Raw genomic sequence first — 25,429 nt, 5'->3', positions numbered from 1 at the left:
CAAGACCCTAGACTTAACCACTAAATTTAAAATACTTAGAACCCAAGCGGAGGGCAGCCAAGAACAACGCGGCACACGACCCTACCCAGACCCAAGCGGCAACAATCACATCAGCCGGATTAGCGATATAAAACATCAACGCCGCCAACATCGCACCCGCCGAGGAATAAGAAAGCGGAATGAGCGAAAGCTCAATCAATCCATTCAATCCAAGACGGCGCTCCACGAATATGTACTGAAAGAACACCTCCAATAAGGAGGCGCACATCACAGCGCAAGCCAATCCAATCGCGCCCCAACGAACCCCGAAAAATACAGCGGCAACAGAAGGAACCAAGCGCAAAAGATTCCACTGCAGGGCGAGTTCATATCGACCCTTGGAGTACATCGCAGGTCCGATCAACAAAGCACGGCCACGACACCATCCCCAGACTCCAAGTGAGAAAAGGAGTCCTTGATGAAAGTTCCAACGATCGCCAAAAACAAGGTTAGCCAACCCAGAGCTGGTACCGGCAACGAAAAGAGAAATCATTCCAAAGCTCAGCGCGTAAGCCGAAATCAGGCCCCTGTACAGCAGGTTGACCTTGCTGTCAGGCGCGCCATCAGATACCAGGCGAACCATACGCGGCATGTAAACTCGACTTAAAACCGGCGTCACCAAAGCGTTAACTCGATTCACCAAGTCTCGAATTAGTGCATAGGTCCCCAACTCAGAGCTGGTCAGAAATATTTTTCCAATAAAAATATCAGCTTGCGCCGACCCGTTTCCGACCAAAGAAGCAACCACCAATGAAATTCCGCTCTTCACATATGGCTTGGAATCAGTCATGTTTACATGACCCCAAAAACTCCAGCCATCTCGAAGGAACATGGCAGTCAAAACAAACTGCAACAGACCACCGACCAACAATCCCAAGAAATACAAGTCCGGATTTCTGGTCACATATATAAGCCCCAGGGACGTCGATGAGCCACCAACAACGCACACTGTTTCTATAAGCGAAACATTGACGACCTTGCCTGCCGCTTCCGCACTCGACTTACGATGAGCCGCCAAGCTCGAAACGATCAAAAAGGCAGCGATATACCCGAGCGACCATCCGCTCATTCCTGAACCAAGAAAACCAACGCCGATCCAATTTGCACCGATCAAGATCAAAGCGACCGCCATCGCAACAAGAACACCCCACCAATGAAGCGCGCGGCGGACCGAGTGCTTTAGCCCTGGGGTGGTTGCGACAACAGACGACAGTCCACCGTCCAAGAATATTTGAAGAACCGCCACGGTAGCCATCCCAAAGCTGACAGTACCGTACCCTTCAGGGCCGAGCAGGCGTGCGCAAAGATAAAGAACAATTAGTTGAAAGCTGGCACGTACCCCAACAAGAACCGCATTCAAGCCCATGATCCAATCCCCCCCAACGACTCATTTATTTATCGACAAGTATCCAAAAAAAACAATCAACTCAATCTAGCGACGCACTCCTTCACGAAAGCCCTGTCGTCACCAGCGACAATAACGTTTGGAACGTCATCCCAGATACCGTCGGCAGCCACCTGAGTGCAAATGGTTGGGATACCGGAGAAGGCCGTCTCCAAGACCTTGATCTTTATTCCTGCACCAAACGTCAGTGGCGCCACGGACAAGTGCGCCTTCTCAAACTCTACAGCGGGGTCGTCCACGAACCCAGTGAATGAGACCCCATCAGAGGCTCGCGCCAGAAGCGCTTGCGGTGGATTCGCGCCAACCACTCGAAACTCTGCAGTCGGTACCGCTTTCTTTATCGCAGGCCACAGATTTTCCAGAAAATATTCAACGGCCAACGAATTTTCAGGGCGAGCCAAGTTCCCCCAAAATATCAGCCGTCCCTTCACCACGGAGGCCGCGGTTCGGGTTCGGCAAACATAAGATGGAATTGGCCGCTCCACAAGCACGCCCGTGCTTGATCCTCTGCTTGTAGAAACAGCCTCTGCCTCGCGATCCGTGAGGCAGTGCACCGCGCGAGCGCTGCGCCACACAAATGGCTCATACCAGCGCCATCGCAGAGATTCGATCAACCCAATCAATCGCCTGGGAATAGACCCGGACCTAGATTGCCGTCCGTACAGCTCTCTGACCGTGTCATGAATACGAACTTCCGCTTTTGAAGTCCACCGGGTTGGCACGCATCCAAAAGATTGAGTGAAATCCCCATACACCAGATCTGGATTTGGAATCTTACTCAGGCCGGCGCTCCTGATAGCAACCATGCGAACGGCGACGCCGAGGGGATGCAGCGGGAAGAGTATTTGCGACAGCAAAGTATGCCAACGCCCGATTCTTATATCGCTGGCGAGGACATTTGAAGGGAACCCCTGCTCGGGCGGAAGCGCATAGCGGCAAAAGCTAAAGACGTAGACCTGATCGTATTCAGTGGCTAATTGCTTCACCTTCTGCAACGCCAACTGGGTACCGGCAGATGGTTCGGCGCTGTTGCAAGGATACGCAGATACGTAGACGGCGATAGTCTTCATTTTATTTCGGAATCAGCGTATCGCCGGGCTATCCGGCTTGGCCAAAACTGCAGAAACAGCGCCCAGTGAGAAGAACGCATAAGAAAATCCAGTGTATATGTAGTTGCCAAACTGGATGACCAGCGTGGCAATCAACATTCCACCAAACACGAGGATCAGTGACGCATTGCCGGAAGACACCAAGCGATCTCGGAGTCGGAACATGAACGTCATCGCCAGCCCGAACATCAGCAGAAAGGTGGCCAGCCCAAGAAACCCTCTGGAAACGAGCAATGCTATATACGAATTGTCAATCGTAGATATATCACCCATTTGCACGGACGCCAGAACTTCTGAGCCAGGCCCGAAGCCGAGAACGGGACTGTCTTCGAAGAGCTTTACCGCCTTGTCCCACATCACTCTTCGCAATTCGGTACTCATGGCTTCATCGTCGCTGCGGCCTTTGATCAAGTCGCCAATCAGACCATCGCCACCACCAAGGACTGCGTCCCCGACAAGATAGGTCGCAGTGAGCAATGTCATAGACCACATTACAGTGATCAGGGCCACGCTACCGAGCGCAATAACTCCACGCAACAAAAGTGGAATCAGCAGAGCAAAGGCCATACCTAACAAGGCCGTCCGACTCCCACTTGCCCAAGCTCCGCCTAGTGCAACAGTCAAACCAAAAATCGCTGGAAGAGCTCGTCTAACTGCCGACTGATTTCCATTACGGGTGAATTCCCAAATGCTCAACGTCGCCAGCACAGCCATACCGCTCGCCAGCATAATTGGATGCTCGAAAGTTGACTGTGCCCGAAAGACACCGTCACGGTACTTCGCCTCACCCATGGACATCAGATCAGCCGAGATACTGGCGCCAGCCTTCAAGAACCATTGAGCCACAAATGGCCATTCCAGGACCTTTTCCAGAACGGCCAAGGTCCCAGCCAGAAGCAAGCCTCGACGGAGCAAGGTCAGATGCAGCGAAAGGCCACCCAATCCGACCGATACGACTCCAAGCAAGAATAGTGCATTGACCTGAATCGCCTCACGAAAGAAAACTGCAGCAGTCGCTTCTTTACTGCCCAACACCAAAGAGAATGCTGATAGCAGGTTAAATATCAGCCAACATTTACCCAGATGGCCAGCCAACGCAGTGGACAGCGCCGAGCGTGACGAACGTGAACCCACGATGACCAAGAGCGCGGCGAAGATAGCCAACGTATATGGACTAATTCGCGCGCCACCAATGTCAAAGCCCAAGTACTTCGGCCATAACGGCAGAAGCAAGATGATTATCGAAATAATCAAGGACGTCACGAATACTGCGCCTGCTGCAACATACCAAGAAAAATCGCCCGCGCACGACGGGCATCACCCTTCACGGCCGAAAGTGCCGCTTTGGCTGTCAGCCGAGTCAGAATTGCCGGAAGCAATACCCTGTGATGCCGCCAATAGAACTTGACGTAGCTTCTTGCAAGATAAAACTCAGCAACCAAGCTGTGCTTCTTAACTTGGACAGACTTTGTTCCGATTGATCCGCCCTCCTTATGCCGAACCACCGATTTCAGACACAGCAAAGGCGCTGACAAGCCTTTCGCTCTTGCACGCGCCACCCAGTCCAGCTCTTCGAAATATAAAAAATAATCCTCGGACATCAGTCCGACGACATCCAAGTACTTTCGATTGACCGCCAAGCTGGCGCCAGCCAAGTACGAAAAATCGGAAGGATTCTTCAACGACGAATCCTGCCTAGAGAGCCCTTCACCTAGGCGCCCCAACCTGCCTGTCAACGGATTGAAGAGACAACCTGCAGACTGCACTACTTCGGGGTGATCGTAGTGAACAAGCAACGAACCCACGGCCAATGGCCCTGATGTTCCAGAAAACTCTTGGCAGAGAGAACTGACCGTATCCCGCTCGACAGCCGTATCGTTATTCAAGTACCAGTACACGCCCACCGACGCGTCGGCCATGAAGAACCGAGTTCCGACATTATTCCCGCCGGCAAATCCGTGATTTTTCTTTGCCTTGATGAATACAACCGATGGAAGCTGCTCCCATTCCCGATTGGCAACCTCGCCTTCTTCGACCCGAATCCAGTTTTCGGCGGGCATAAAAGACGCGATCCCTTGCAGGATTTCATCGATACCGGAAGAGGGCGACGCGTTGTCTACGACCACGACCTTAAAGTCATCGCGCGCCAGATCAGCCTGCAGGCTACGCAGACACTGAATCGTGTCATCTGCTCCTTTCCAGTTGACCAATATGGCGACCGCTCGAACACCCATAGATTTCATGATGCTTTTCTCACGAGCACGCCGAACAGACTGAAGGCCGCAACCAAAACTCGCTCTTTCGTCGATCGACGCCCGTCACTCAGCAGCGTGGGCACTCGAAGCAATCCGTTGAGCCAGCCTGGCGCCAATTCACCTTTCGGATTCATGCGAAGCAAGCGTCGCTCACCGTCTGTCAGCGGCGCCACGTGATTTATACAAAGGGCGATCGCATTGACCTGCGCACCATACCAACCGTTGAGCATCTTGCTCAGCCGGTGAGAAATGGCAGTCCAACTGCCTTTCGCACCCGTGTCATTGTTGGCATGCTGCCGATAGCGCATCAAGGGCCTAGGCACATGCGCCCATCCATATCCCAACCGGCGACAAAATGCGTATATCAGCCAATCGTGGTAGTGGACGTTCTTTCGCAAAGCCAAAGGAATCTCTTTGATTGCGGCGACCACGTTGATCGCACACGCCCATGTAAGGACAAAGGTACACCCTTGTCCTGCGCCTTCAAATAGATAGTCATACTGGCAAACACGGCGACTTTGCACAAGCACTTGTTCCGCCCCATCCGGCCAGAATGCGAGAGTCGCAGCGGAGATCAGGCCAACATTGCCACTGGCTGGGTGGCTGGCACCAAAGGCGATGCAGGAGGACAATTTATCTGGTGCCCAAACATCATCCTGATCGGCCAACGCGACATAGTCATAGTCTGCGCTCGGATCCAGTGAGGTCAAAATTCTAAAGAAGTTCGCTGCAGCAGACCCGCCTTTCCAGCCAAACGGCAGGTGCGCGATACGGTCGTCGCGCTTGCAGCGCTCAAGAATCATATCGACGGTGGCATCTTTGCTGCCATCATCGGAGATGAGGATCGAAACCCTCACACCAGTTTGCTGAATGACGCTGTCGATTTGAGCGTCCAGCCACTGTTCTCCGTTGTACGTCGCCATCAGGACCAGCACATGGGGCAGGTCATCCGTTGTCGAACTTTTTTCGATGGCCTTCGAAATAACTGGCGGTGCCGTCACTTCACCAACCCCATCAGGTACTGCCCATAGCCGGTCTTCTTCAGCGGCTGGGCCAGACGGTCGATCTGCGCGGCATCGATCCATCCCGCGCGGAAGGCGATCTCCTCCGGACACGCCACCTTCAGGCCTTGCCGCTTCTCCAGCGTCGCGATGAACTGGCCGGCTTCCAGCAGGCTGTCGTGGGTGCCGGTGTCCAGCCAGGCGTAGCCGCGGCCCATGATCTCCACCTGCAACTGGCCCTGGTCCAGATAGGTCTGGTTGACGGTGGTGATTTCCAGCTCGCCGCGGGCACTTGGTTTGATGGATGCGGCGATGTCGCAGACCTGGGCGTCGTAGAAGTACAGGCCGGTCACCGCGTAGTTGCTCTTCGGCGCGGCAGGCTTCTCCTCGATGCTCAGCGCCTTGCGCGTGGCGTCGAATTCCACCACGCCATAACGCTCGGGATCGGTCACGTGGTAGGCGAACACGCTGGCGCCTTCGGTGCTGGCGTTGGCATGCTCCAGCATCGGCTGCAGGTCGTGGCCGTAGAAGATGTTGTCGCCCAGCACCATCGCGCTGGGGGCGCCGCCGATGAAGTCCTTGCCCAGGATGAAGGCCTGCGCCAGGCCATCGGGGCTGGGCTGCACGCAGTACTGCAGGTTCAGGCCCCACTGGGCGCCGTCACCCAGCAGCGCCTGGAAGCGTGGCGTGTCCTGCGGCGTGCTGATGACCAGGATGTCCCGGATGCCGGCCAGCATCAGCGTGGTCAGCGGGTAGTAGATCATCGGCTTGTCGTACACCGGCAGCAGCTGCTTGCTGATGGCGAGTGTGGCCGGGTGCAGGCGGGTGCCGCTGCCACCGGCCAGGATGATGCCTTTGCGGGTCTTGCTCATGATCGTGTGGGTCCCTGGATGTGCGTGATCGGGTGGATTCGGTGCAGTTGAGCGGCTTGGGCCGGCTCAGAGCGTGAAGACGTCAGCGTCGGCCAGCAGCGGTGCAGCGGCATCCTTGGGCGCCACCAGCGGCTGCAGCCCGGCGGGCAGCGGCCAGGTGATGCCGATGGCCGCATCGTCCCAGCGGATCGCGCGTTCGCAGTCACGGCTCCACACGTCGGTGGTCTTGTAGAGGAAGTGGGTGTCGTCCTCCAGCGCCACGAAGCCGTGGGCGTAGCCCGGCGGGATCCACAGCTGCTGCTTGTTGTCGGCCGTCAGCTCCAGGCCGAACCACTGGCCGAAGGTGGCGCTGCCGCGGCGGATGTCCACCGCCACGTCCCAGGCCCGGCCCTTGACCACGCGCACCAGCTTGCCCTGGGGCTGCGGCGGCAACTGGTAGTGCAGGCCGCGCAGCACGCCGGCCTGGCTGCAGCTGTGGTTGTCCTGCACGAAGCGCACGGGGCTGGCCAGCCCGGCCTCGGCGAGTGCGGCATTGAAGCGTGCCTCGTTCCAGCTCTCCATGAACCAGCCGCGCGCATCGCCGAAGGCCTGCGGCTCGACGACGACGACGCCCGGCAGCGGGGTGAGGGTGAGTTTCATCGGGGAATCAGGATGCTCGGTTTGTCGGTCAGGCCTGTGGCAGCGCTCAGCGCGCCAGCACCTCGGTCAGCATGCGTTCGACGCCGCGCTGCCACTCGGGCAGGCGCAGGCCGAAGGTCTCGCTGAACCGGCGGCAGTCCAGCCGGCTGTTGAGCGGGCGCTGTGCCGGCGTGGGGTAGGCGCTGGTGGGGATGGGCTGCACCGCCTCGGGCGCCACCTTCAGCGCCACGCCGGCGGCCCGGGCCTGACGCAGCACCTGCGTGGCATAGCCGTGCCAGCTGGTCTCGCCGGCCGCCGTGCAGTGGTACAGGCCGCTGACCTCGGGCCGGACCTGGGCCACGCGCAGCGCATGGGCCGTCACGTCGGCCAGCAGCTCGGCCCCGGTGGGCGCGCCGATCTGGTCGTCGATCACCTTCAGCGCGTCGCGCTCGGTGGCCAGCTTCAGCATGGTCTTGGCGAAGTTGCCGCCGCGCGCGGCATACACCCAGCTGGTGCGCAGGATCAGGTGCCGGCAGCCGCTGGCGGCGATCAGCTCCTCGGCCTCGCGCTTGGTGCGGCCGTAGACGCTCAGCGGCGCGGTGGCGGCCGTCTCGTCGCGCGCGGCCTCGCCGCTGCCGTCGAACACGTAGTCGGTCGAGTAATGCGCCAGCCAGGCGCCATGCGCCGCCGCCCAACGGGCGATCAGGCCGGGCGTGGTGGCGTTGATGGCGCGGGCCAGCTCGGGCTCGCTCTCGGCCTTGTCCACCGCGGTGTGGGCCGCGGCATTGACGATGACGTCGGGGCGCACGCGCTCCAGCAGGGCCTGCACCGTCTCCGGCGCGCTGAAGTCGGCGCGCAGATCGCCGGGGCTGTCGTGGTCGGCGCCGGTCAGATCACCCAGCGGCGCCAGCGCGCGCTGCAGCTCCCAGCCCACTTGGCCACCTTGGCCCAACAATAATACCTTCATTTACCCCCCTAGAAGCAATTAAAATACAAACCTATAAAATCTGGGAAATATTCGCCAAAGTCCATGCACACAAGCCAATGCGACCAAATAAACCAATAAGGGCAACAAGAAAGAATCTGGCGAAAATCTCGCCTTCAAAAGGCCAATAATTGGCGGATGAATGAAATAAACCCCAAACGAGTGCCGCCCCAGCAGAGGCAGCCCAATATTTCTCAGTGAACCAAAAATCTTATCAAGAGGAAAAACCAGCGCCAAAGATGCGATCACGGCGACAAGATAGGTCGAACCGATCCCCGACCAAGGCAACCTAGCAATCGAAGCAAAAATAAGCGCCGTCATGGCGCCGAAAACCCAAGCAGGCGGGAGGCCTTTTGAAAACCTAAAAGCAAACCCCAAACAAACCCCAAACAGCGCATGAGCGTATTGCGGCAAGGGAATTGGCAATCCTAGGGATTCCGGCCTCCAAAAAGGAACAAAAACCAGGATAGTCAGCGCAAATATTATGGCCAACATGAAGCCCAAGAGGGGGGAGAAGCATCGCCAAAAGGCGTACCCAACCACCAACACAAAGAATGCAAATGGCAGGTACCAGAGGTGCACACTCGGGCCAGCCAAATATCCGATCCAGCTTTCCCCGCCCTCAACTATCGGCCTGCGCCTTAAAATATTGACCGCAGCGTAAATTACACACCAGATCAACCATGGCCGAATCAAACGATTAGCCAGTTTTAAAGCATAGGCCGAGAAAGAGCCTGCGCCAAAATCCGAGAACCAGATCGAAATAACAAAAAAAACCAGCAAACCACCATAAGCAATCCCGGATCCCGGAGCACCTGCATGGAACCAGACGATTCCGATCGTTGCCAAAATCCGCAAGATTTCGACATCGACGCGAAAGTGATTGGCAAAGGCCTTTTCCTTGCCCATCCAATCGGAATCCAATGGCTTCATCAGGCCCCCGGCATATCACGAGTTAGCGAGACATGTACTGGGTGTCGATCCAGTCGCGGTAGGCGCCGCTCTGCACCTGGCTCACCCACTCGGCGTTCGCCAGATACCAGGCCACCGTCTTGCGGATGCCGGTGGCAAACGTCTCGGCCGGGCGCCAGCCCAGCTCGCGCTCGATCTTGCGCGCGTCGATCGCGTAGCGGCGGTCGTGGCCCGGGCGGTCGGTCACGTAGGTGATCAGGCGTTCGTACTTGCCGGCCGGGTCGGGCTTCAGTTCGTCGAGCAGGCCGCACACCGTCTTGACGATGTCGATGTTGGCCATCTCGTTCCAGCCGCCGATGTTGTAGGTCTCGCCCAGGCGGCCGCCGGCCAGCACGGCGCGGATGCCGCTGCAGTGGTCCTTGACGTAGAGCCAGTCGCGGATCTGGCGGCCGTCGCCATAGATGGGCAGCGGCTTGCCGGCCAGCGCGTTGACGATGACCAGCGGGATCAGCTTCTCGGGGAAGTGCAGCGGGCCGTAGTTGTTGCTGCAGTTGGTCGTCAGCACCGGCAGGCCGTAGGTGTGGTGCCAGGCGCGCACCAGGTGGTCGCTGGCGGCCTTGCTGGCCGAGTACGGGCTGTTGGGCTCGTAGGGATTCGTCTCGGCGAAGGGCGGATCGTCGGCCTTCAGGCTGCCGTAGACCTCGTCGGTGGAGACGTGGTGGAAGCGGAAGGCGGCCTTGGCCTCGCCCTGCAGCGCGCCCCAGTAGGCGCGGGCGGCCTCCAGCAGCGTGAAGGTGCCTTCGACATTCGTCTTGATGAAGGCGCCGGGGCCGTGGATCGAGCGGTCCACATGGCTTTCGGCCGCGAAGTGGACGATGGCACGCGGGCGGTGCTCGGCCAGCAGGCGATCGACGAGGGCGCGGTCGCCGATGTCGCCATGCACGAAGGTGTGGCGGGCATCGCCGCCCAGGCTGGCCAGGTTGGCGCGGTTGCCGGCGTAGGTCAGCGCATCCAGCGTGACCACGGGCTCGGCCGACGGATCCGCCAGCCAGTCGAGAACGAAGTTGCTGCCGATGAAGCCGGCGCCGCCGGTGACGAGGAGGGTCATGGGTGGTGAGTCGATGGAGGAAGGCTGAGGCACCGCACAGGTAGACGGCCGCGGATGTGGCAGCGTCAAAAGATTATGGGTGGCAACCCTGAGTCACAGTTCAGCAACCCCCATGCCCTGGGGCGCCCACATGCGCCGACCGCCACGGAGAGCTAGGGGGGGCGCACCGAGCCAGCCCCCTAGGTCCGGCCCTGGTTGAGGGTGTGTGTACCGGGCTGATGCTGCCCTTCACCTAACATGACAGTGCACGCATCATCTTCACGCACTGTCACATCCGGAGAAGTCGCTTGAGCGCACCCCACGCCCAGCCAGCTCACGTCGCATCCAGCCCAGACATCGTCCACTTCGTGGGTGAATTGACCCCGGTGGTGTTGAGCTACCTGCAGCCAGCAGCGCAGGCGCTGGACCGCGCCGGCTTCCAGCAGCACATCGTGGTGGTGTCTGCCAGCCCCACCCCCCTACCCGTGTCCGATTTCGGCAGTCGCACCCAGTTGTCCTGGGTCACGTCGCCATCGCGCTTCAACCGTTGGGTGTCTGGCTTGAGCACGCTCACCGGCCTGCTCAAGCCCCTGCCCCCCGCGGGTGTGCATCTTCACGGCTTCATCCCCTTCTGTCTGGGGGGCATGTCGCTGCGGCGAGAGGGCTACACCGGCCACATCTACTACAGCCCCCACGGCTCCCGCGCGCACGGCAAGCTGGGGCTGCTGGGCTCGCTGGCGTACTCGCTGGTGTCCCCCTGGATCGGCGGCAACTCGTTCCTGGTGATCGCCGACAGTGCGGGCGATCCAGCCAACAAGTTGCCCGGCCACAGTGATGTGGTCGAGATCGTCGGCACCCCCATCAGCGAGGCCTACTTCGAGACAGAGCACATCGAGGCCCCAGAGGCCATCGTCGTCGGCGGCAGCAGTGAGGCCACGGCGGCGGATGTGAACGCCTTCTGCCAGATGACCGTGATGATGCCGCGCACCACGCAGAACGGCACCCGCGTGCGCTACTTCTGGACCGGCCCGGTGCTGCCAGAGCAAGAGGCGGTGCTGAAGGCGGCCGAGATCGAGCGCGTGGCCCCCAGTGACCAGACCGCACGGATCGAACTGCTGTCGATGGCCTGGCTGTTCCTGGCCCCGATCAGTGGCCGCGGCTACCCGCTGCCACTGGCACAGGCCATGGCCTGCGGCGTGCCGTGCGTGGCGGTGGATGCACCAGAACACCGCGCCTTGATCCGCCATGGTGCGGATGGGCTGCTGTTCCAGGCTGCCAAGCAGGGCTTGGCCCAAGCCACGGAACTGCTGGAAACGACGGATCGGCGCCAAGCCCTCGGCCGCATGGCCGCCGTGCGCATCCAGTCCACCCGCACCCGCAGCGCATTCGAGACCCAGGTGGTGCCGCTTTACAAGGACTCCGCGTCCGATCTGAAGGCCCGCGCCGCGACCCCCTCATGACAGCCCAGCCACAACGCCGCGCAGATGCGGGCACTGACCAAGGGGATATGCGGGTTGCCCCTGATACGGGCACACTCCCCGGCAAAGTTCTTGCAGACGGCGACACATCGCCGCCACAACTTGGCCCAGGGGAAATCCACATGCTGACCACTGCACCGCGCGCCACTTCAGTCAACAAGCTGCTGGAGCGCCGTGAGCACACGGGCATGCTGTCCCGGTTGATGGAGTTCGTGTTCAACCGGGGTACGGCGCTCGTCATCCTGATCCTGCTGTCACCGTTCCTGTTGGTGGTGGCGGTTGCGCTGCTGATGTCCGACGGCTCTCCGTTGACCTTCGGCCACTACCGGGTGGGCAAGAACGGCAAGCTGTTCAAGTGCCTGAAGTTCCGCACCATGGTGCGCGACTCGGCTGCACGACTGGAAGCGCTGCTGGCCTCCTCAGCCGAAGCCCGCGCCGAGTGGGAACGCGACCACAAGCTGACCAACGATCCGCGCATCACGCCCATCGGCAACTTCCTGCGCCGCACTAGCCTGGACGAATTGCCGCAGCTCTTCAACGTCCTGCGCGGTGAGATGAACCTGGTGGGCCCCCGTCCGGTCACCGTTCCGGAATTGACCAAGTACGGGCACGTCAAGCGCCACTACCTCAGCGTGATGCCCGGCATCACCGGTCTGTGGCAAGTCAGCGGACGCAACGATCTGACCTATGACGAGCGGGTTGAGCTTGACCGGCACTACGTGGAGCACAAGAACTTCGCCACCGATGTGAAGCTCCTCTTCATGACCGTTTGGGTTGTGCTTGCACGCAAGGGCGCCAAATGAGCTGATCCAGCGCAAAACGCAGCTTAAAAAAGGCCCAGCAAGGCGACTTGCTGGGCCTTTTTGTTTTCGTGCACCGCCCCAAGTGGCACTAGCAGACCACTGCTCGTGACGCGCCACAAGCCACGCGCCAGGACTCAGTCGAACCCCTAACACATGAGGGGTTAGAGGTGAACTTCTAGCAATGTTGCATCTCTAGAATTGACGATAGTCTGGCCGGCTCGCCTGCCATGTCCTTTTTTGGAAGAAAGCGATCGCAATGAAGATCACAGTGGTGGGTGCCGGCTATGTCGGCCTGGTGACGGGGGCCTGCCTGGCCGAGATGGGCAACCACGTGGTGTGCCTGGACGTCGATCCGCGCAAGATCGAGATGCTGCAGCGCGGCGAGATTCCGATCCACGAGCCGGGGCTGGACAAGGTGGTGCAGCGCAACGCCGCCGCCGGCCGCCTGTCGTTCACCACCGACATGCAGGCCGCCGTGGCCCACGGCACGCTGCAGTTCATCGGCGTGGGCACGCCGCCCGATGAGGATGGTTCGGCCGACCTGCAGTACGTGCTGGCCGCCGCCCGCAACATCGGCCGCCACATGACCGACTACAAGGTCATCGTCGACAAGAGCACGGTGCCGGTGGGCACGGCCGACAAGGTGCGCGCGGCCGTGGCCGACGAGCTCAAGGCCCGTGGTGTGGATCTGGCGTTCGCCGTCGTCAGCAACCCCGAGTTCCTGAAGGAAGGCGCGGCGGTCGATGACTTCATGCGGCCGGACCGCGTGGTGGTCGGCTCCGACGACGAGCGCGCCACGCTCCTGATGCGTGCGGTCTACGCACCGTTCATGCGCAACAAGGACAAGCTGCAGGTGATGGACGTGCGCAGCGCGGAGTTCACCAAGTACGCGGCCAACGCGATGCTGGCCACGCGCATCAGCTTCATGAACGAGCTGTCGCGCCTGGCCGAGCGCGTGGGCGCCGACATCGAGGCGGTGCGCCGCGGCATCGGGGCCGATCCGCGCATCGGCACGCACTTTCTGTACGCCGGCACCGGCTACGGCGGCAGCTGCTTCCCGAAGGACGTGAAGGCGCTGGTGCGCACCGGCCGTGAATACGGCGTGGAGCTGCAGGTGCTGCAGTCGGTGGAAGACGCCAACGAGCGGCAGAAGAGCGTGCTGGTGGACAAGGTGAAGGCGCGCTTCGGCGACGACCTGACCGGCCGCACCTTCGCCATCTGGGGCCTGGCCTTCAAGCCCAACACCGACGACATGCGCGAGGCGCCCAGCCGCGTGATCATCGACGCGCTGCTGGAGGCGGGCGCGAAGGTGCAGGCCTATGACCCGGTGGCCCGGGAAGAGGCGCAGCGCGTGCTGACGGGCCGCGCGGGGCTGGCCTTCGCCGCTGACCCGCACGCGGCCCTGGAAGGCGCCGATGCGCTGCTGATCGTCACCGAATGGGGCGAATTCCGGAACCCGGACTTCGACGGCATCAAGGCCGCGCTGAAGCAGCCGGTGATCTTCGACGGGCGCAATCTGTATGACCCGGCGCTGGTGGCCAGCTTCGGGCTGGATTACCTCTCGATCGGCCGCCCGGCCGTGACAGGCGACGGCGCCGCTTGACGACACGCGCGTGTCATCTGCACAGATGACACGCTGGCGCCCTCTTCGTAAGGGGTACCCCTAGGTCGGGTGGACAGTAACCCAGGAACAGCGCCAGACAATGCCTTGGCACAAGCTGGGAGGAGCCCGCTTGGCACAGCACCTGCGGAAGGCCACGCACAACCGGGCCTTCCCAAGGACACACAAGGCACATGACCGCTCGCATCCTCACCCAACCCGTCATCATGGCCGGCGGCTCCGGCACCCGGCTGTGGCCGCTGTCGCGCGCGGGCTATCCCAAGCAGTTCCTCGTGCTCGGCGGCGATGCCGATCGCAGCGACAGCCTGTTCCAGCAGGCCGTACGCCGGCTGCAGGGCTTGGATGGCGCCGAGCTGGCCGTGGCCGCGCCGCTGATCGTCGGCAACGAGGACCATCGCTTCCTCTGCCTGGATCAGCTGCGTGAGCTCAAGGTCGAGCCCGCCGCCGTGCTGCTGGAGCCGGTGGGCCGCAACACCGCGCCGGCCGTGACGCTGGCCGCACTCGCCGCTCAGGCTGACGGTCAGGATCCGGTGCTGGTCGTCACCCCCGCCGACCAGACGGTGACGGACGAACCGGCCTTCGCCGCCGCGCTGAAGCAGGCCGTGCTGGCCGCCGCCGACGGCGCCGTGGTGATCCTGGGCATCACGCCCGATCGGCCCGAGACCGGTTACGGCTACATCAAGACCGGTGAGCCCGACGCCCGCGGCGTGGCCCCGGTGCAGCGCTTCGTCGAGAAGCCCGATGCCGCCACGGCCGCCCGTTATCTGGCCGAAGGCTGCTATGCCTGGAACGCCGGCATCTTCGTGCTGCGCGCCAGCACCTGGCTGAAGGCGCTGGGCAGCTTCCGCCCCGACATCGCCCAGGCCACGCAGGCCGCCTGGGATGGCCGCGCGACGGACGCCAAGTTCGTGCGCCCGGCCAAGGCGGCCTTCGCCGCCGTGCCGAGCGAATCGGTGGACTACGCGGTGATGGAGCGCTGCCCGGGCAGCCCCTTCGCCATCCAGATGGTGGCGCTGAACGCCGGCTGGAACGATCTGGGCGCCTGGGATGCCGTCTGGCAGGTCTCGGGCAAGGATGCCGGCGGCAACGCCAGCGTCGGCGACGCGATCATCAAGGACTCCGAGAACGTGCTGGTGCACGCCACCAGCCGCCTGGTCAGCGCCGTGGGCCTGAAGGACGTGGTGGTGGTGGAGACGCCCGACGCCGTGCTGGTGGCCGACCGCGCCCGCAGCCAGGAGGTCAAGCAGATCGTCAACCAGCTGACGAAGGAAGGCCGCGGCGAGCACACGCTGCACCGCAAGGTGCACCGGCCCTGGGGCTGGTATGACTCGATCGACCACGGGCCGCGGCACCAGGTCAAGCGCATCATGGTGAAGCCGGGTGCCAGCTTGAGCCTGCAGATGCACCACCACCGGGCCGAGCACTGGATCGTCGTCAGCGGCACGGCCGAGATCACCAACGGTGACAAGGTGCTGATGCTGACCGAGAACCAGTCCACCTACATCCCGCTGGGCCAGGTCCATCGCCTGGCCAACCCGGGCAAGGTCGATCTGGAGATCATCGAGGTGCAGTCGGGCAGCTATCTGGGTGAGGACGACATCGTCCGCTACGAGGACACCTACGGCCGCGCTTGAGCGGCCCGTACGCGCCTTTCATTACTTTCAATCTGAGGGAGTACAACGCACATGACCGTCAAGAAAGCCATCTTCCCCGTCGCCGGCCTCGGCACCCGTTTCCTGCCGGCCACCAAGGCCCAGCCCAAGGAAATGCTGCCGGTGGTGGACAAGCCGCTGATCCAGTACGCGGTGGAAGAAGCCTACGCCGCGGGTGTGCGCGAGATGATCTTCGTGACCGGCCGCCACAAGCGCCCGATCGAGGATCACTTCGACATGACCTTCGAGCTGGAAGTGGCGCTGGAGCAGGCCGGCAAGAAGGAACTGCTGGACGTGGTGCACAGCGTCAAGCCCAAGGACATGGAGTGCGTGTACGTGCGCCAGGCGCAGGCGCTCGGCCTGGGCCACGCCGTGCTGTGCGGCCAGCGCCTGGTGGGCAACGAGCCCTTCGCCGTGCTGCTGGCCGATGACCTGATGGTGGGCCAGAAGCCGGTGCTGCGGCAAATGGTGGAGCAGTACAACGAGTGGCGCGCCTCGGTGCTGGCCGTGCAGGAAGTGCCGGCCGAGCACACCCGCCGCTACGGCATCGTGGCCGGCACGCTGGTCAACGATCGGCTGATGGACGTGACCGAGATCGTCGAGAAGCCGGCGCCGGAAGAAGCGCCCTCGCGCTGGGGCGTGGCGGGCCGCTACATCCTGACGCCGGGCGTCTTCCACGAGATCGCCAGCCAGCCGCGCGGCGTGGGCGGCGAGATCCAGCTGACCGACGGCATCGCCAGCCTGCTGCGCCGCGAGAAGGTGTTTGCCTACCGCTACGAAGGCAAGCGCTACGACTGCGGCAGCAAGGAAGGCTTCCTGCAGGCCAATGTGGAGCTGGCGCTGCAGCATCCGCAGCTGGGCGCGGGCTTCCGCCAGTACCTGCGGGATCTGGAGATCTGAGGCTGCAGAGCCCCTGACCGGGGGGCAAAAGGCAAGACCTGACCCCGATCACGAGGCGCCGCGAGGCGCCTTTTTGCTTGGTCGGGGCACGCGGAGAAAGGCGCACGCCGCCACTCTCTACCGCAGAGTGTGCGGTCGGACACACATGGATCGGGGCGAGTCCCCTAATCCGCACGCGGCCCCGGTCACATGCGGCTCGGACAATCAAAGCCATGTTCGACCAGCGCCCCGATCAAAGCTTCGGCAACGCCCCCCAGTCCGTCACCGGGCTGATCGCGACCTTGCTGGAGCCCGGCGTGGCGCTGCTGGTCTACATCGCCGTGAAGCTGCTGTACGTGGATGGGGTGGACCGGCCGGATGCCGCGCTGATGATGCTGACGGCCACGCTGACCTTCCCGGGCATCAACCGCTTCCGCCAGCGCTTCTCGACGGCGGCGGTGGAGATCGCCAAATCCTGGTTCAGCACGCTGCTGATCCTGCTGCTGTTCGGCTATGCCACGCGCAGCCTGCCGCTGTTCGATCTGCAGCAGCTGATGCTGTGGGCAGGCATCACGCCGGTGCTGCAGCTGATGCTGGTGCGCATGGGCCACCGGGTGCTGTCCCAGCACGCGCGGCTGCCGGAGAACCGCCGCGGGGCCGTCGTCATCGGGGCGGGCCCGGTCGGCCTGCGCATGGCGCAGCGGGTGGCGGCGTCCACCGGCCAGGGCATCGACGTGGCCGGCTTCTTCGATGACCGCACCGACGCCCGCGTGGCCTCCGGCGCGCAGGACCAGCTGCTGGGCACGCTGCGGGCGGCGGCGCCCTACATCGCGGCGCACGGCATCTCGCACGTGTTCATCACGCTGCCGCTGAGCCAGCAGCCCCGCATCCTGGAGCTGCTGGAGGATCTGCAGACCACCACGGCATCGATCTACTTCGTGCCCGATGTCTTCGGCGTCACCATCATCCAGGGCCGCCTGCTGGACATGAACGGCGTGCCGGTGGTGGGCATCTGTGAAACCCCGTTCACCGGCACCAACCGCCTGGTCAAGCGGCTGAGCGACATCGTGCTGGCCAGCCTGATCCTGCTGCTGATCTCGCCGCTGCTGATCGCCGTGGCCATCGGGGTGAAGCTGAGCTCACCCGGGCCGATCATCTTCCGCCAGAAGCGCAACGGGCTCGATGGCGAGGAGATCCTGGTCTACAAGTTCCGCTCGATGAAGGTGATGGAAAACGGCGCCAAGGTGACGCAGGCCACCAAGGGCGATTCCCGCATCACCCCCTTCGGCGCCTTCATCCGGAAGACCTCGCTGGACGAGCTGCCGCAGTTCATCAACGTGCTGCAGGGCCGCATGAGCATCGTCGGCCCCCGCCCCCACGCGGTGGCCCACAACGAGCAATACCGCCAGCTGATCAAGGCCTACATGGTCCGCCACAAGGTCAAGCCCGGCATCACCGGCTGGGCCCAGGTCAACGGCCTGCGCGGCGAGACCGACACCATCGACAAGATGCAGGCCCGGGTGGAATACGACCTGGCCTACCTGCGCAACTGGTCCCTCGCCCTCGACCTGCAGATCATCCTCCGCACCCTCAAGGTCTTCAAAGGCGAGAAGACGGCGTATTGATGTTGATGGGGGTCAGGTCTTGCCTGTTGCCCCCAGGGTGGGTCCGGCGTTCGGCCGCATCGGCGCCGGAAAAGGCGCGCTGAGATCCAGTAACCTTCGCGCCCTGGCCTTCTTCCAGTGCAAGCGTCTTCGGACGAGAGAAGAAGGTGCACGCAAGGCAACCTCACCACCCTGGGTCACAAGTTGAAGAAAGCACTCATCACCGGCGTCACCGGCCAAGACGGCTCCTATCTGGCCGAGTTCCTCCTTGAGAAGGGCTACGAGGTGCACGGCATCAAGCGCCGGGCATCGCTCTTCAACACCGGCCGCGTGGATCACATCTACGAGGACCCTCATGTTGAAGACAAGCGCTTCGTGCTGCACTACGGTGATCTGAGCGACAGCAGCAACCTGACCCGCATCCTGCAGACGGTGCAGCCCGATGAGGTCTACAACCTGGGCGCCCAGAGCCACGTGGCCGTGAGCTTCGAGAGCCCGGAGTACACGGCCGATGTGGACGCCATCGGCACGCTGCGCCTGCTGGAGGCCATCCGCTTCCTGGGGCTGCAGAAGAAGACGCGCTTCTATCAGGCATCCACCTCGGAGCTGTACGGCCTGGTGCAGGAGATCCCGCAGAAGGAGACCACGCCCTTCCACCCGCGCAGCCCGTATGCCGTGGCCAAGATGTACGCCTACTGGATCACGGTGAACTACCGTGAGGCGTACGACATGTATGCCTGCAACGGCATCCTGTTCAACCACGAGAGCCCGCGCCGGGGCGAAACGTTCGTCACCCGCAAGATCACCCGCGGCATGGCCAACATCGCCCAGGGCCTGGAGAGCTGCCTGTACATGGGCAACATCGACAGCCTGCGGGACTGGGGCCACGCCAAGGACTACGTGCGCATGCAGTGGATGATGCTGCAGCAGGATGTGGCCGAAGACTTCGTGATCGCCACCGGCAAGCAGTACAGCGTGCGTGAGTTCATCACCTGGTCGGCGAAGGAACTGGGCATCACCCTGCGCTTTGAAGGCACGGGCGTGGACGAGAAGGCCTACGTGGACGCCGTGACCGGCGACAAGGCCCCGGGCGTGAAGGTGGGCCAGTGCGTGGTGCAGATCGACCCGCGCTACTTCCGCCCGGCCGAGGTGGAAACGCTGCTGGGTGACCCGACCAAGGCCAAGACCAAGCTGGGCTGGGTGCCGGAAATCACCGCACAAGAGATGTGCGCCGAGATGGTGGCCGCTGACCTGAAGGACGCCCAGCGCACCGCCCTGCTGCGCGCCCACGGCCACGATGTGGCGGTTGCCCGCGAAGGCAACCGGTGAGCAACGGCCGCGACGTCACCGCCCGCGTTTTCGTGGCGGGCCATCGCGGCATGGTGGGCAGCGCCATCGTGCGCCGCCTCCAGGCCCTGGGCTACACCGACATCGTCACGGCCACCCACGCCGAGCTGGACTTGACCAGCCAGGCCGCGGTGCACGCCTTCTTCACCGAGAAGAAGATCGATCAGGTGGTGCTGGCCGCGGCTAAGGTGGGTGGCATCCATGCCAACAACACCTACCCGGCCGATTTCATCTACGACAACCTGATGATCCAGGCCAACGTGATCAACAGCGCGCATCAGCACGGTGTGCAGAAGCTGTTGTTCCTGGGCTCATCGTGCATCTACCCGCGCATGGCCCCGCAGCCCATGCGCGAGGATGCGCTGCTGACCGGCACGCTGGAATCCACCAACGAGCCCTACGCCGTGGCCAAGATCGCCGGCATCAAGCTGTGCGAGAGCTTCAACCGCCAGCACGGCCGCGATTACCGCAGCGTGATGCCCACCAACCTGTACGGCCCGGGCGACAACTACCACCCGGACAACAGCCACGTGATCCCGGCACTGCTGCGCCGCTTCCATGAAGCGGTGAAGGCGAACACGCCTGAGGTGGTGATCTGGGGCAGCGGCACGCCGATGCGCGAGTTCCTGCATGTGGACGACATGGCCGCGGCCAGCGTGCACGTGCTGGAGCTGCCGACCGAGGTCTACCAGCAGCAGACGCAGCCCATGCTCAGCCACATCAACGTGGGCACGGGCGTGGACTGCACCATCCGCGAGCTGGCCGAGACCATCGCCAAGGTGACCGGCTTCAAGGGCACGCTGGGCTTTGATGCCACCAAGCCGGATGGAACGCCGCGCAAGCTGATGGACGTCAGCCGCCTGGCCGGCCTGGGCTGGAAGGCCACCATCACCCTGGAAGACGGGCTGACGGATGCCTACCAGTGGTTCCTCAAGCACCAGAGCGAAGCGCGATTGAGCTGAGGGGGGTCAGCTGAGGGGGGGTCAGGTCTTGCCTGTTGCCCCCATCTACTTGCCGCTGATCTTCTTGGCCAGGCCGTGGAGGATGTCCAGCAGTGCGGTGTAGAGACGATCGTCTTCCTTCTCTCCGCCCGAATCGCGCTGCCCGCGATTGAATGCTGCGCGAACGGCGGATCAGATGCTGGTCAGACCGAGATCTCGAAGCCGGTACTTCAGGGCCACACCGGAAACAGCGAAGTGGCGGGCCAGCGCGGCGTCGGAGGCAATGTCCTTGTGCGCCAGGACGTACTCGACGATCCGGGCCGGCATGAGCAGCGCAGCGGCAAACGCATTGGCCTGGCGCTCCAGCCCGCGTGCGCCGGTGGAGAAATCGGCCACGCTGTCCCGGAACATGCGCTGACTGCCGCGCAGGTGGCCCAAGGCGAAGTGCCCGATCTCGTGTGCGACGGTGAAGCGCTGCCGCACCTCAGGCTCGGCGCGAACGAAACGGATCACGAACGAGCCATCGGCCGCCTGCTCGATTTCACCGCTGGCCCCGTTGTCAAGAACATCGACGGACTCGACAGCGAGACCCATGCGTTGCGCGATACCGACCACATCGACGGGCAGACACCCGTCCCAGTAGCGGTCAAGGACTTCGGAAGCGTTCATGGGGACGGCCCTCGGAGCGGCAGCATTCGGGCATACCGCGCAATTATCGCCGCAGCTGCGAGCGTCAACAGCAAGGGGTCAGGTCTTGCCTGTTGCCCCCCATGAGGGGGTGGCAACGGGCAAGACCTGACCCCGCTCGGTCCCGCGCGGTCGGTCAGCGACCACCACGGTCCTGCGCGTCCGGTTCTGCATGGGCGCCCAGCAGCACATCGGCGGGCACCCGGAAGCGCCGGGTCAACGCCATCACCTGACGGGCGTTCAGCACACGCTTGCCGGCCAGCACCTCGCTGACCACGCCTTGCGATCCCACCTCGGGCAGGTCGCACTGACGCAGGCCGTGCTCCTGCATCAGCAGAGCCAGCACGTCGGCCGGCGTGGCGGTGTCAGGCCAGGGATGTGCACGCGCCTCATAAGCGCGGATGCGATCGCCCGCCACCCCGATCAGGCCCCACAAGGGGCTGGCATCGTCGCCCTCCGCGGCGGCCACCAACTCCTCGACGTCGGCCTGGGCCTCGCTGTATTCCACCTCACTGGCAATGGGACGTGCCAAGCCCATGGCCTCGTGCAGCGCCACCCAGTGCGCGGCCACATCTCGCAGGTTCATTTCCAGGCCCCTTTGTCGTACTCGGCATGCGTCAACACCGCCTTGACCCACACGATGCGCGGGCCGAAAGCGATTCTGCAAGGGGTCAGGTCTTGCCTGTTGCCCCCCATGAGGGGGTGGCAACGGGCAAGACCTGACCCCGCTCGGGACCCCGCTCGGTCTCTTTCAGGATGCGGCTGACGCGGGAGACGGACAGGCCGAGCGCAGCCGCGATGGCGGTGAGGGTGTGGCCGCCGTGGTGGTGCGCGCGGGCGATGGCGGCGCGGCGGTCGGGGGCTGCGCGCAGGGTGGAGAGGTCCACCGTCGGGATGGGCGGCGGTGGCGGGATGGCCACGCCGGCTTGTTCGCGGATGCGGGCGCTGAAGGCGTCGTCACCCAGGCAGACCGGGCGGGCCTTGCCCTGCTGCCACAGCAGGCCCAGTGCCCGGGCATCCTCGGCATCGGACAGCAACCGGGCATAGGCCTGGCGGGCCAGCTCGCGGGCCTGCGGGTCATGGATGTCGCGGCCGCTCAACTGGCCCAGCACGCCGTCGCTGTCCAGCCAATCGGGCGCCGGCACCAGGCCCAGGTGCGCACGCGCGCTGGACCACGTCCACGCCCGCGCGTCATCGATCAGGCCGGCCGCCACGGGATTGCGCTCCACGTACCGGCACAGCGCCGCCAGATAGCCGTCACTGTCGACCAGCGTGGCGTGATAACGCCCCTGCAGCACATGCCCGACCAGGCCATGCCGGCGATTGAACGCCTGCGTGTAGACGCCGTTGATCTGCCGCATCACGCGGGACAGCGGGATCTCGCCCGTGCGCAGCACCAGGTGGTAGTGGTTGCCCATCAGACACCAGGCCAGCGCGCGGGCATCGAACCGCATCAGCGCCCGGGCGATGACATCCAGGTGGGTGCAGCGGTCCTGGTCATCGCGGTAGATGGGCTCGCGCCGGTCCCCACGCGAAGTGACGTGATGCACGGCGCCCGGGTACTCGATGCGCAACGGTCGGACCATGCCGACAGTCTGCAAACCCACCGCCAAGACGCAATGCCTCCGATCGGGGTCAGGTCTTGCTGTTTGCTCCCCCATCGGAGGGAGCAAAAGGCAAGACCTGACCCCGATCGGATCACAGCTCGCGCTTGGCCTGGAGGATGGTGGTGATGGTGATGTTGGAGGCGGTGGCGAAGTCGCTGCCGCTGGCCATCAGGCGTTCGGCCTGGGTGTAGTCGCCGCGGTTGATGGTGTGGGCGATGGCGCCGGCGGCGCGGTGGAAGGCGGCGTGCTCCTGGATCAGGCGGCTGAAGACCGGGGCGTGTGACCAGCGCACGCGGCCGTCGCCGTGCAGCCACTGGCCGAGCGGGCACTGGTCGTCGCGGCACAGCTTGTCCGCATCCAGCGGCTCGCGCTTGGCGATGGCGCTGCGCAGCTTGACCTTCCAGGCCTGGTGCGCCTGCACCGCCTTGTCGAAATCGAAGACCGGCGCGCCGCGGCTCAGCTGCTCGGCGGCGCTGACGGGCTCCAGCTCGGCCGGCAGACGGAAGGCCGCCACGCGCTGCACCAGCTGGCCGGCCTGATCCTTGAGGGACGCGGCCGCGGCGGCGGTCTCCTCCACCAGCGCGGCATTGCTCTGGGTGCTGCGGTCGAGCTCCTGCGCGGCCTGGCCCACCTGCTGCACGCCCGCGCTCTGCTCGCGTGCGCCGACGGCGATCTGCTGCACGTGCTGGCCCATGTGGCGGGCGCTGGCCACCACCTCGGCAATGGCCTCGCGGGCGCTGCCGACGATCTGGCCGCCGGTCTCCACCTGCTCGCCGCTGCGCTGGATCAGCTGGCGGATCTCGCGGGCCGCCGCGCCGGCACGCTGGGCCAGCAGCCGGACCTCGCCCGCCACCACCGCGAAGCCGCGGCCGGCCTCCCCGGCCCGGGCCGCCTCGACGGCGGCGTTCAAGGCCAGGATGTTGGTCTGGAACGCGATGCCGTCGATGGTGCCGATGATCTCGCCGATGCGGGCCGACGACTGGCCGATGGCCTGCATGGTCTGCACCACCTGGTCCATCACCTGACCGCCACGTTGCGCGGCCTCGGCGTTGTGGCGGGCCAGCTCGGCGGCCTGGTCGGCGCTCTGGGCACTGTTCTGCACGGTGCCGGAGATCTGCTCCATGGCCGACGCGGTCTGCTCGATGTTGGCGGCCGTCTGCTCGGTGCGGGCCGACAGGTCCATCGCGCCGTTGGCGATCTCGCTGCTGCTGTGCAGGATCACGTCGCTGCCCTGGCGCACGTCGTGCACGATGGCGCGCAGCGCATCCTGCATGCGGGCGACGGCGCGCATCAGCTCGGCCGCCTCGTCATGGCCCCAGGGCACGGGCGAGGTGGTGAGATCGCCGGCGGTCATGGCCTGCAGGTGGCGCTGGGTCTCGGCCAGGCCCCCTCGCATCACGAGGTAGAACGACCAGAACAGGTAGGCGCCCGCCACCAGGCCGACGCCGACGATCAGCGTCAGCGCGGTCAGCGTGGTGGCCTCCCGCTGCAGGCGGGCGTCCAGGCCGGCTTCCAGATCCATCAGCAGGCGCTGCTGCAGGGCGGTCAGGGCCTGGGTGCGCTCGTCGGCCAGCGCGGCGCGGGCGTCGGGGGCGGCCTGGTCGTACCGGGCATCGGCCTGCGCCAGGGCCTCGGCCTCGGGCAGCGCGGACGACAGGCCGGCGGCCTTGCGGTCGGCCGACACCTTGGCCAGCGCGGCGCTCACCCGCTCCATCACGAGGGCGGCCTGGGCGGTGTGGCGCGCCAGATCGCGGGCGGCGGTGGCATGGTCGGCGGGGCGGGCCTGGGCGGCCTGCTGCAGGCTGAACTGCTGCTGCAGGCGCGGCAGCTCATGCACGCTGGCCAGCATCAGGTAGAAGGTGCGCAGTTCGGGGTCGAGCGCCAGGCCCGAGGCGTCCTCGATCTGGTCGATCAGGGCCAGCACGGCCTGCAGCACCTGGGCATCGCCCGAGGCCGCGCTGCCGCTGCCGCCCACGGCATGGCGCTGCAGGCGATCGTCGATCTCGCGCACGGCGGCGGCCAGATCCAGCCGGGGATCCGCGGCCTGCAGGGCGGCACGCAGGGGCGTCAGCGCGTCCTTCGCCGCATCGAGCGCCTTCTGCTGGCCGGCCGCATCACCCGCCGCCGCCTGCCGCTGCAGCGCATCGACCGCCTGCATCAGCGGCAGACTGGCCCGCGCCAGGTGCACGCCATCGCGCTCCAGGCGGGTCACGTCGCGCATGGCGAGGTGGTCGCTCAACCAGCCGTGGCCCACCGCCAGCAGCGGCAGCAGAAAGCACAGGCTGATGATCAAGGACTTGGCCGGAAAGGACAGCCGCCGAAACAGCCGCACCCCCGGCGCCCACACGCCGTGGTGCGTGAAAAAGCCCTTGTCGCCGCTTCCGGCCATGGAAGCGCCCTGCATCGAGACTGCCCTGCTCATCACCCTGACTGCCTTCTGTAGAGACGTGAGGCGCGCTCAGACCGACGGCGCGCTGCACGCTCTATCGACGAAGACCGGTCAAGACTTGAGGACAGCGTCGTGGGG

The 25,429-nt window shown here is 63.9% G+C and carries 22 protein-coding genes; 8 read left to right on the top strand and 14 right to left on the bottom strand.

Annotated elements, in window-relative coordinates; genetic code table 11:
• Positions 1-13 precede the first annotated feature (13 nt).
• The 10 genes from AACH11_RS06330 to rfbB form a co-directional block, all read right to left on the bottom strand.
• A complete protein-coding gene (locus tag AACH11_RS06330; RefSeq protein ID WP_341373358.1) occupies positions 14-1,405 on the bottom strand; it encodes an oligosaccharide flippase family protein in 1,392 nt (463 codons plus the stop codon).
• 56 nt (positions 1,406-1,461) lie between these two features.
• Positions 1,462-2,514, bottom strand: a complete 1,053-nt coding sequence (locus tag AACH11_RS06325) for a glycosyltransferase family 4 protein (protein ID WP_341373357.1) — start codon at positions 2,512-2,514, stop codon at positions 1,462-1,464.
• Between the two features lie 12 nt (positions 2,515-2,526).
• Complete coding sequence (locus AACH11_RS06320) at positions 2,527-3,816, bottom strand: O-antigen ligase family protein (RefSeq protein WP_341373356.1); 1,290 nt, start codon at positions 3,814-3,816, stop codon at positions 2,527-2,529.
• Positions 3,813-4,796, bottom strand: a complete 984-nt coding sequence (locus AACH11_RS06315; protein ID WP_341373355.1) for a glycosyltransferase family protein — start codon at positions 4,794-4,796, stop codon at positions 3,813-3,815. Before AACH11_RS06315 ends, AACH11_RS06320 begins: the two co-directional genes overlap by 4 nt.
• Entirely contained in the window at positions 4,793-5,743 is a 951-nt protein-coding gene (locus AACH11_RS06310) for a glycosyltransferase (RefSeq protein WP_341373354.1), read from the bottom strand. Before AACH11_RS06310 ends, AACH11_RS06315 begins: the two co-directional genes overlap by 4 nt.
• Positions 5,744-5,805: 62 nt before the next feature.
• Positions 5,806-6,681: a glucose-1-phosphate thymidylyltransferase RfbA gene (rfbA, locus tag AACH11_RS06305; protein WP_341373353.1), complete on the bottom strand. Its 876-nt coding sequence runs from the start codon at positions 6,679-6,681 to the stop codon at positions 5,806-5,808.
• A 66-nt stretch (positions 6,682-6,747) separates the two neighbouring features.
• Positions 6,748-7,320 (bottom strand): dTDP-4-dehydrorhamnose 3,5-epimerase, encoded by a 573-nt coding sequence (rfbC, locus tag AACH11_RS06300; RefSeq protein ID WP_341373352.1) that lies wholly within the window; start codon positions 7,318-7,320, stop codon positions 6,748-6,750.
• A 46-nt stretch (positions 7,321-7,366) separates the two neighbouring features.
• Positions 7,367-8,266: a dTDP-4-dehydrorhamnose reductase gene (gene rfbD / locus AACH11_RS06295; protein WP_341373351.1), complete on the bottom strand. Its 900-nt coding sequence runs from the start codon at positions 8,264-8,266 to the stop codon at positions 7,367-7,369.
• Positions 8,267-8,284: 18 nt separating this feature from the next.
• On the bottom strand, positions 8,285-9,193 hold the full coding sequence (locus AACH11_RS06290) for an acyltransferase family protein (protein WP_341373350.1): 909 nt from the start codon (positions 9,191-9,193) through the stop codon (positions 8,285-8,287).
• Positions 9,194-9,239: 46 nt separating this feature from the next.
• Positions 9,240-10,304: a dTDP-glucose 4,6-dehydratase gene (gene rfbB, locus AACH11_RS06285; RefSeq protein WP_341373349.1), complete on the bottom strand. Its 1,065-nt coding sequence runs from the start codon at positions 10,302-10,304 to the stop codon at positions 9,240-9,242.
• A gap of 287 nt (positions 10,305-10,591) precedes the next feature.
• On the opposite strand from rfbB, the gene AACH11_RS06280 reads away from it, so the two are divergent.
• The 8 genes from AACH11_RS06280 to fcl all read left to right on the top strand — a co-directional run bounded on the left by AACH11_RS06280 (position 10,592) and on the right by fcl (position 20,629).
• A complete protein-coding gene (locus tag AACH11_RS06280; protein ID WP_341373348.1) occupies positions 10,592-11,743 on the top strand; it encodes a glycosyltransferase in 1,152 nt (383 codons plus the stop codon).
• Positions 11,744-11,883: 140 nt separating this feature from the next.
• Positions 11,884-12,564 carry a sugar transferase gene (locus tag AACH11_RS06275; protein WP_341373347.1) on the top strand — a complete coding sequence of 227 codons (681 nt, stop codon included), beginning with the start codon at positions 11,884-11,886 and terminating at the stop codon, positions 12,562-12,564.
• Positions 12,565-12,820: 256 nt separating this feature from the next.
• A complete protein-coding gene (locus AACH11_RS06270; RefSeq protein WP_341373346.1) occupies positions 12,821-14,167 on the top strand; it encodes a UDP-glucose dehydrogenase family protein in 1,347 nt (448 codons plus the stop codon).
• Positions 14,168-14,358: 191 nt separating this feature from the next.
• Positions 14,359-15,819 (top strand): mannose-1-phosphate guanylyltransferase/mannose-6-phosphate isomerase, encoded by a 1,461-nt coding sequence (locus AACH11_RS06265; protein WP_341373345.1) that lies wholly within the window; start codon positions 14,359-14,361, stop codon positions 15,817-15,819.
• Positions 15,820-15,870: 51 nt separating this feature from the next.
• Complete coding sequence (galU, locus tag AACH11_RS06260; protein WP_341373344.1) at positions 15,871-16,737, top strand: UTP--glucose-1-phosphate uridylyltransferase GalU; 867 nt, start codon at positions 15,871-15,873, stop codon at positions 16,735-16,737.
• A gap of 212 nt (positions 16,738-16,949) precedes the next feature.
• On the top strand, positions 16,950-18,341 hold the full coding sequence (locus AACH11_RS06255; RefSeq protein ID WP_341373343.1) for an undecaprenyl-phosphate glucose phosphotransferase: 1,392 nt from the start codon (positions 16,950-16,952) through the stop codon (positions 18,339-18,341).
• A gap of 183 nt (positions 18,342-18,524) precedes the next feature.
• Positions 18,525-19,649 (top strand): GDP-mannose 4,6-dehydratase, encoded by a 1,125-nt coding sequence (gene gmd / locus AACH11_RS06250; protein ID WP_341373342.1) that lies wholly within the window; start codon positions 18,525-18,527, stop codon positions 19,647-19,649.
• On the top strand, positions 19,646-20,629 hold the full coding sequence (fcl, locus tag AACH11_RS06245) for a GDP-L-fucose synthase (protein WP_341373341.1): 984 nt from the start codon (positions 19,646-19,648) through the stop codon (positions 20,627-20,629). Before gmd ends, fcl begins: the two co-directional genes overlap by 4 nt.
• A gap of 171 nt (positions 20,630-20,800) precedes the next feature.
• Here fcl and AACH11_RS06240 read toward each other — a convergent pair whose 3' ends face one another.
• From AACH11_RS06240 to AACH11_RS06225, 4 genes are all read right to left on the bottom strand, one after another.
• Positions 20,801-21,277, bottom strand: coding sequence for an ImmA/IrrE family metallo-endopeptidase (locus tag AACH11_RS06240; protein WP_341373340.1), 477 nt, complete (start codon positions 21,275-21,277; stop codon positions 20,801-20,803).
• Positions 21,278-21,431: 154 nt separating this feature from the next.
• On the bottom strand, positions 21,432-21,881 hold the full coding sequence (locus tag AACH11_RS06235; protein WP_341373339.1) for a helix-turn-helix domain-containing protein: 450 nt from the start codon (positions 21,879-21,881) through the stop codon (positions 21,432-21,434).
• Positions 21,882-21,966: 85 nt separating this feature from the next.
• On the bottom strand, positions 21,967-22,881 hold the full coding sequence (locus AACH11_RS06230) for a transposase (protein ID WP_341373338.1): 915 nt from the start codon (positions 22,879-22,881) through the stop codon (positions 21,967-21,969).
• A gap of 112 nt (positions 22,882-22,993) precedes the next feature.
• Positions 22,994-25,195, bottom strand: a complete 2,202-nt coding sequence (locus AACH11_RS06225; protein ID WP_341373337.1) for a methyl-accepting chemotaxis protein — start codon at positions 25,193-25,195, stop codon at positions 22,994-22,996.
• Positions 25,196-25,429: the final 234 nt, after the last annotated feature.

The organism is Pseudaquabacterium rugosum (assembly GCF_038066575.1).
GTDB lineage: Bacteria > Pseudomonadota > Gammaproteobacteria > Burkholderiales > Burkholderiaceae_C > Pseudaquabacterium > Pseudaquabacterium rugosum.
The sequence above is the reverse complement of the archived record's forward strand: the minus strand, read 5'-3'. Positions and strand labels throughout refer to the sequence as shown.